The organism is Aestuariivirga sp. (assembly GCF_041738905.1).
Lineage (GTDB): Bacteria > Pseudomonadota > Alphaproteobacteria > Rhizobiales > Aestuariivirgaceae > Aestuariivirga.
In genome coordinates this window covers 1-7,726 of the sequence record NZ_JBGSOZ010000139.1, presented here as the reverse complement: position 1 = coordinate 7,726, position 7,726 = coordinate 1, and the positions used below count along the sequence as shown (strand labels likewise).

Here is a 7,726-nt window from a genome sequence, read left to right as displayed (position 1 = left end):
ATCGCCCGCACCAACGAACTGCCCGCCGCGCTCCAGCGCTTCCGGCCCGACTCGCTTCCTGAGGTCGCAAGCGTCTCGCGCGGCGACGGCCCGCCCACTATCGCCTTCCCGCCCGATGGCGCCCGCATCGATCTCGACAGCGATGCCGGAGATGCCGCCGTGAGCCTCAAGGTCTATGGTGGAACGCCACCCTTTACGTGGCTGGTCGACGGCGTTCCCGTCACGTCGGGCGAGTTCCGCCGCGATGCTTTCTGGGAGAGCGCGGCGCGCGGCTTCGCACGTCTCTCCGTGATCGACTCGAAGGGCCAGACGGCGACCGCGCGCATCCGCGTCGAATGATGGTTTGATGGGCTGCGGGCCCCGCGTATAAAGTCGCATCGTTCCCACACGCCATCAGGACATGCCATGACCGCCGAAACCCCGTGGACCGCCCGCTCCTATCACCGCGACTGGCTGATGGCAAAGGCCAACGCCCTGTTCGACATGTTCCAGAACAACGCGGTGAACCCCAGGGGCGGCTTCTACGACCTCGACGCAGCGGGCAAGCCCTTCGGTAACCTGCGCCAGATCCACGCCACCGCGCGCATGGTCCATTGCTTCGCCATTGGCGCGAAGCTCGGGCGGCCGGGATCGAGCGCTATTGTCGACCATGGCATGAAGTTCCTCTGGGAAGGCCACCGCGACCAAAAGCACGGCGGCTATTGCTGGTCGGTCGATGACGATGGCTACAGGGACGATTCGAAACAGGCCTATGGCCACGCCTTCGTGCTGCTCGCCGCGTCAGATGCCAGGATGCTGGGCCACCCGCTGGCCGACCGCATGCTGGCCGATATTACAGAGGTGCTCGAACAGCGCTTCTGGGACGAGACTCATGGCGCGGTGTCGGAGGAATATGCCCGCGACTGGTCGAAGATCAGCGACTATCGCGGCCAGAACTCCAACATGCACCTGACCGAGGCGCTGATGGCCGCCTACGAGGCAACCGGCGACAGGATGTATCTCGACAAGGCCAAGCGCATCGCCAGCCTCATCATCGGCAGGCACGCAACCTCGCTCGACTATGTGGTGGCCGAGCATTTTGACGAGAACTGGAACATCGACAAGGCTTACAAGGGCTCGGACATGTTCCGGCCCGCCGGCACCACGCCCGGCCACTGGCTCGAATGGTCACGACTCGTGGCGCAACTCTGGGTGCTGGATGGACGGCGCGACATGTGGCTTCGGCATGCCGCCGACAAGCTGTTCCGCAGCGCCGTCACGCGCGGCTGGGACAAGCACAAGGGCGGCTTCTTCTACACGCTCGACTTCGACAACAACCCGGCACTCACCCACAAGATCTGGTGGCCCGCGACCGAGGCCATCGGCGCTGCCGCCTTTCTCGCCGCCCTGAAGCCCGACGCCTTCTACGAGGAATGGTACCGCCGCATCTGGGATTTCTCGGCCACCTATTTCATCGACCCCGCCAATGGCGGCTGGTTCGGTGAACTGGATGATGACCTGCAGCCCTTCGACAAGTTTTTCACCGGCAAGTGCGACATCTACCATTCGCTGCAGGCCTGCCTCATTCCGCTATTCCCCGCGACGGGGAGCCTGATGACGGCGATACCGGCTTAGGCGAGCGCGTCGCCGAGGAGCCGTTTGAGCCGCTCGCCCATCGGCACCTGGCCGGCTGCATCAAGCCCACGCGGCGACATTTTCCTTGCCGTCTTGGCGAGGATGTCTTTCACCTTCTCGTCGTCGTGCTTGGCGATAAAGGGCTCGGCCTCATGTTCGAGGAAGACAAGGCAGATAACGTCCTCCAGCGTCTGGGCGTCGGCATCCTGCTTCAACCGTTCCTTGCGCAGAAGCGAGCCCGCGCGGGCGATGTCGTCTTGCCCATAGCCGGATTCCGCCATGATCTCGCCCGCGCGGCTGGCGTGAAGCTTCTGCAGCTCCTTCCGCCATGTGAGATAGGCGATGCGGCCTTCCGGATAGGACTCGCGCGGAATGGACCAGCGTTCGATGTGCTGGGCACGGGCGGCAATCTTCAGGGGCTCCGGCGCATCCGGCGCGAAGCGGTCGAGTGTGGCGCTCATCCGTTGGCCGTAGAGTTCGGCACGCCCTGCCGGATCGGCGGCGTTGGCGGCATCGACGAGGGCGAAAGCCCGCTGCAATCGGTCGGTCATGCGGCGCACAATGGCGAAGACGGCGCGGCCATGCAACAGCCCGCATTTGCCACCTGTCAATTCTATGTTACACATTCGAACATGACCGAGTTGACGCTTTGCATAGGCGACAGATGAGTGCCCGCTACCCATTTTCCGCCATTGCCGGACAGGATGAACTGAAACAGGCACTGTTGCTGACGGCGGTCGACCCGCTGATCGGAGGATTGCTTGCCTTCGGCGATCGCGGCACCGGAAAATCCACCGCCGTGCGCGCGCTTGCCGCCCTGCTTCCGGAAATCAAGGCGACCACCTGCGCCTATCATTGCGACCCTGATTCGCCCGGAACCATGTGCGACTCCTGCCGGAGCGCGAAAACTCACAAGACCAGAAAAATGCCCATCCCCGTGGTGGATCTGCCCTTGGGCGCCACCGAGGACCGGGTGATTGGCGCACTCAACCTCGAGCGCGCCCTCTCCCACGGCGAGAAGACATTCGAGCCCGGTCTACTGGCGCAGGCCAATCGCGGTTATCTCTACGTCGACGAAGTGAACCTGCTCGAAGACCATATCGTCGACCTGCTGCTGGACGTCGCCGCATCGGGCGAGAACGTGGTGGAACGCGAGGGCCTCAGCGTGCGCCATCCTGCACGGGTGGTGTTGGTCGGCAGTGGCAACCCGGAGGAAGGCGAACTCCGCCCGCAATTGCTCGACCGCTTCGGATTGTCGGTCGAGGTGCGGACGCCGACAGACGTTTCGACCTGGGTCGAGATCGTGAAGCGCCGGGATAGTTTCGAGCGTGATCCGGATGGGTTCACGGCCCTCTGGGCCGCTCAGGAAGACCAAACCCGCAAGCGTATCGTCAAGGCCCGCAAGAGCCTCAACAGCGTGAGCGTTGCCGACGCGATTCTCGAGCGCGCAGCAGCGCTCTGCATACATTTGAAGACCGACGGACTTCGCGGCCAGTTGACACTCATGCGCGCGGCTCGCGCCCTCGCTGCCTTCGAAGGAGCGAAAGAAACGACCGAAGTGCATTTGAAGCGCATGGCAGGACCGGCACTTCGCCACCGGCTCCGCCGCAATCCGCTTGATGAAACCGGATCGACCACGCGCATCGACCGCGCCGTGGCCGAGGTGCTGGGCGCGTGAAGCGCGAAGACCCCGCGCGCCTGATGCGCACGGCGGATGCAGCCCTTGCCTGCGCCCTGCTGGCGATCGACCCCATCGGATTCGGAGGTGCGGTGCTTCGTGGGCCCGGTGGCCCAGCGCGCGACGGATGGCTGGCGAGCCTTCGCAATCTGGTCGGTGATCGGAAGATATTCCGTGTGCCGCCGCATGTTGGAATCGACAGGCTCGTCGGCGGCATCGATGTTGCCGCGACCCTGAAATCCGGAACGCCCCGTCACGACAAGGGACTGCTCGCCGAGGCCGACACCGGGATATTGCTGTTGACCTCGTCCGAACGGCTCACACTCGAGAAGGCTGCCTTGCTCGCCGCCGCCATGGACAGGGGCGAGGTGAATGGCGCTGGCGGCACCCACCCCGCACGCTTCGCGCTCATCGCCTGCGACGAAGGCATCGACGATGAACGTACACCGTCCATTCTCTCGGAAAGGGTGGCATTCCTGCTCGATACGGGGGACTGCGATCCTCCCGATCTCGCCGAACTGGATATCTCCACCTCGTGCGTGCAATTCGCCTCGGTCTCCTTGCCGGATCGCATCATCGAAGGTTTGTGCCAGACGGCACTGGCGCTGGGTATTGGATCCGTGAGGCCTGCGCTTCTCTCCCTCAAGACCGCGCGCGCCTGTGCGGCACTCGACGGGCGCGATGAAGCAAATGACGACGATGCCACCGCAGCCGCGAGACTGGTACTAGCGCCGCGCGCAACGCAGTTTCCGGCAGGCGAGGCAGACGAGCCCGCAGACTCCGAACCACAGGACCAAGACCAACAGTCATCACCTGATGCGGAAGATGAGAAGGATACGCCAAGCCCGCAGGAACTCTCGGAAATCCTGCTTGAGTCGGTGAAGACGTCACTACCCGTCGGGCTTCTTGCCGCGCTCGAGAAAGACCTGCGGCAGAAGCAGGCGCCGAAGTCCGGCGCAGGCGCCATCTCGGCGCAAACCGGACTGAAACGCGGGCGTCCCGCCGGCACGCGGCAGGGAGAGCCGAAGAACGGCGCACGGCTTTCACTCATCGACACGCTCCGCGCCGCAGCGCCATGGCAGCCGCTCCGCAAGCGCGATGCACCTGGCCGCGCTGGCGTTCTGGTGGCGCGTGAGGATTTCCGCATCAGCCGCTACAAGCAGAAGCGAGAGACGACAGCCATCTTCGTGGTCGATGCCTCAGGCTCCTCTGCCATTCATCGCATGGCCGAAGCGAAGGGTGCCGTCGAACTGATCCTCGCGGACTGTTACGTGCGGCGCGACCAGACGGCATTGATCGCCTTCCGCGGACGCAAGGCCGAGGTGCTGCTACCACCCACCCGTTCGCTGCAGCGCGCCAAGCGATCCCTCGCCGATCTTCCGGGCGGCGGTGGAACGCCACTTTGCGCGGCGATCGAATCTGCTTTCACGATTGCGGATCAGGTGCGGCGCGGCGGGGGAACGCCGCTCATCGTCTTCCTCACCGATGGCCGCGCCAATATCGCACGCGATGGCACCGCCGACCGCCCCATGGCTCTCCGCGATGCGGAGAACGCCGCGCGCGGCCTGAAGCTCGCGGGGCTCCGCACCTTGATGATCGATCTCTCCGACGCCCGTGGCGGACCTGCCCGCAAGATCGCGGATGAAATGGGCGCCAGCTACCTGCCCCTGCCCCATGCCGATTCCGCGATGATCTCGAAATCGGTCGGCACCGCCATGAAGGTCCGGGGCTGACATGGTTGCCTACCTCGACTGGGCGACCGATGGCGCCGACTGGCCGAACCGTGACGCAAGCCGCTTCGTCGATGCCGCTGGTTTGCGCTGGCATGTGCAAGTGATGGGACAAGGCCCCGTAGTGCTGCTGCTGCATGGCACGGGCGCCTCCACACATTCATGGCGCGACGTGATGCCGAAGCTCGCATCCGCCTTCACCGTTGTGGCGCCGGACCTGCCAGGGCACGGCTTCACCACACGTTCCACAAAAGCCAGCCTTTCACTTCCCGGCATGGCGGCGGCGGTTTCGGGACTATTGCGAGAATTGAAGCTTTCACCCGAACGCGCGGCCGGCCATTCGGCGGGAGCTGCCGTGCTGGTGCGGATGGCGGTCGAGCGGCTGTTCACACCCGACCTTATCGTCAGTTTCAATGGGGCCTTCTTCCCCGTCAGCGGGGTCGCGGGCCAGTTCTTTTCACCCCTCGCGAAGGCGGTCGCGGGGGCTACCGTGATGCAGAAACTGTTTGCCCGAATGGCTGACCGGTCCGCCGTGGAACGATTGCTCAAGGACACCGGATCGCGCCTCGATGAGACCGGGCTGAAACTCTACCAGCGGCTCTTCGCGAACGAGGGCCACATCGCGGGAACACTGGGCATGATGGCGGCCTGGGACCTGCATTGGGTGCCGCAAGACCTCAAGAACCTCACCGTGCCGCTCTATCTCGTCCGCGCCTCGAAGGATCGCACAATTGCACCTGCCAATGCCGAGCGTGCGGCACAACTGGCGCCCAAGGCCATGATCATCGACATGGAAGGATTGGGTCATTTGGCTCATGAGGAAGACCCCGCCACCGCCGCCGCGATCATCGCGGACCCGCAAGCCTTCGTACGACGCTGACGACAATCCCCCTTGCGAAAATTCATCTGACGGTTTCTAATGTCAGGTAATGTTTACACCGATTGAACAGCGCCCCCTCCCCAAAGGCGAGCCGGACCGGCGGCCCCACGCCGCGATCATCGGCAGCGGGCTGGGCGGATTGTCGGCCGCCATCAGGCTTGGCGCGCGCGGCTATCGCGTGACGGTCTATGAAAAGCTAGAGCAGCCCGGCGGCCGGGCCTCGGTATTCCGGCAGGACGGTTTCACCTTCGACGCCGGCCCCACCATCATCACGGCGCCCTTCATCCTCGAAGAACTCTGGTCCCTCGCGGGAGCGAAGCTCTCCGACGATGTGACGTTGAAAGCGCTCGATCCCTTTTACGACATCCGCTTTCATGACGGCAGCACCATCACCTGCTGCGGCGATCCGGAACGGATGCGCGAGGAAGTGCGGCGCATCTCGCCGGGTGACGTCGAGGGCTACGAGCGCTTCATGGCGGAGAGCGAGGCAATCTACCGGATCGGCTTCGAGCAATTGGGCCATGTGCCCTTCGGTTCACCACTGGACATGGTGAAGATCGCGCCTGATCTGCTGCGACTGGGCGCATGGCGAACCGTGTGGCAGCATGTCTCGGCGCGGGTCAAGAACCCCAAGATCCGCATGGCGCTGAGTTTCCATCCCCTGTTCATCGGCGGCAACCCGTTCAAGGTGACGGCGATCTACAGCATGATCGCCTATCTCGAGCGCCAGTTCGGCGTTCATTGCGCCATCGGCGGCACGGGCGCGCTGGTGAAGGCCATGGCAAATCTCATCACGCACCAGGGCGGCCGTATCGCGCTCAACAGCGAGGTGTCGGAAATCATCTGCGAGGGCCACCGCGCGGCGGGACTGAAACTCGCTTCCGGCGAAACGGTGAAGGCCTCGATTGTCGTCTCCAATGCCGAGACGGCACATACCTACGTGAAGCTCCTGAAGAATGCGCCCCGCAAACGCTGGAGCGACGTTAAACTGAAACGCGCGCGCTACTCGATGAGCCTCTTCGTCTGGTATTTCGGAACCCGGAAAACCTATCCGAACGTGAAGCACCACACGATCGTGATGGGCCCGCGCTACAAGGAACTGCTGCACGACATTTTCGAGCGCAAGCATCTGGCCGAGGACTTCAGCCTCTACCTGCACCGGCCCACGGCGTCTGATCCCTCGCTGGCGCCCGAGGGATGCGACAGCTTCTACGTGCTTTCCCCCGTCCCGCACCAAGATTCAGCGATAGACTGGACCACCCGCGCTGCCCGCTACCGTGACCAGATCGCCGCCCATCTCGACGCGACCGTGCTTCCCGGTTTCCGCGAGCACATCGTGACGGAGAAGATCATCACACCCATCGACTTCGAGAACCGGCTGTCCTCCTACAAGGGCGCCGCCTTCGGGCTTGAACCCGTGCTGCTGCAGAGCGCCTGGTTCCGCCCCAACAATCGCAGTGAAGACATCGAGAACCTGTTCCTGGTGGGTGCCGGAACTCATCCCGGCGCTGGCATACCTGGTGTCATCTCGTCTGCCCGCATTCTCGACAAGGTCGTGCCCGATGCCGCCGCATTCGCCTGAACGCCCATTGGTGACGCCCGCCGATCTCGCGGCCTGCCGCCAGATGATCCGGGCCGGGTCGAAGACGTTCTACACGGCGTCCCTTCTGCTGCCGCAGCGCATCTGTGATGCGGCGCGGTCTCTCTATGCCTTCTGCCGCGTGGCGGATGATGCCGTCGACGGCTCGGCCGACAGCCGCGCGGCGGTGGATGAATTGCTCGACCGCCTCGACCGCATCTATCGTGGCACGCCGGACGACCAGC

7 protein-coding genes and 1 pseudogene are annotated in these 7,726 nt (G+C 64.1%); 7 read left to right on the top strand and 1 reads right to left on the bottom strand.

Translation table 11 applies throughout. The features are described 5' to 3' along the window. Positions 1-339 (top strand): annotated as a pseudogene (locus ACEW8Q_RS12820) (penicillin-binding protein 1C); the annotation flags it as partial. A 66-nt stretch (positions 340-405) separates the two neighbouring features. Then, positions 406-1,614 (top strand): AGE family epimerase/isomerase, encoded by a 1,209-nt coding sequence (locus ACEW8Q_RS12815; protein WP_373504448.1) that lies wholly within the window; start codon positions 406-408, stop codon positions 1,612-1,614. Here ACEW8Q_RS12815 and ACEW8Q_RS12810 read toward each other — a convergent pair. After that, positions 1,611-2,165 carry a DUF4202 domain-containing protein gene (locus ACEW8Q_RS12810; RefSeq protein WP_373504447.1) on the bottom strand — a complete coding sequence of 185 codons (555 nt, stop codon included), beginning with the start codon at positions 2,163-2,165 and terminating at the stop codon, positions 1,611-1,613. The genes ACEW8Q_RS12815 and ACEW8Q_RS12810 overlap by 4 nt on opposite strands. 113 nt (positions 2,166-2,278) lie before the next feature. Between ACEW8Q_RS12810 and bchI the strand changes: the two genes are divergently transcribed. The 5 genes from bchI to ACEW8Q_RS12785 all read left to right on the top strand — a co-directional run. Next, the gene (bchI, locus tag ACEW8Q_RS12805) at positions 2,279-3,292 is read left to right on the top strand and encodes a magnesium chelatase ATPase subunit I (protein WP_373504446.1); all 1,014 of its coding nucleotides are present in this window, start codon (positions 2,279-2,281) and stop codon (positions 3,290-3,292) included. Further along, a complete protein-coding gene (locus tag ACEW8Q_RS12800) occupies positions 3,289-5,025 on the top strand; it encodes a magnesium chelatase subunit D (protein WP_373504445.1) in 1,737 nt (578 codons plus the stop codon). Before bchI ends, ACEW8Q_RS12800 begins: the two co-directional genes overlap by 4 nt. A 1-nt stretch (position 5,026) precedes the next feature. Then, positions 5,027-5,902 (top strand): alpha/beta fold hydrolase BchO, encoded by an 876-nt coding sequence (gene bchO / locus ACEW8Q_RS12795; RefSeq protein ID WP_373504444.1) that lies wholly within the window; start codon positions 5,027-5,029, stop codon positions 5,900-5,902. A 49-nt stretch (positions 5,903-5,951) separates the two neighbouring features. Further along, positions 5,952-7,484: a phytoene desaturase gene (locus ACEW8Q_RS12790; RefSeq protein ID WP_373504443.1), complete on the top strand. Its 1,533-nt coding sequence runs from the start codon at positions 5,952-5,954 to the stop codon at positions 7,482-7,484. Further along, positions 7,465-7,726: squalene/phytoene synthase family protein (locus tag ACEW8Q_RS12785; protein ID WP_373504442.1), on the top strand; the 262-nt coding region annotated here is incomplete at its 3' end. The genes ACEW8Q_RS12790 and ACEW8Q_RS12785, both read left to right, overlap by 20 nt.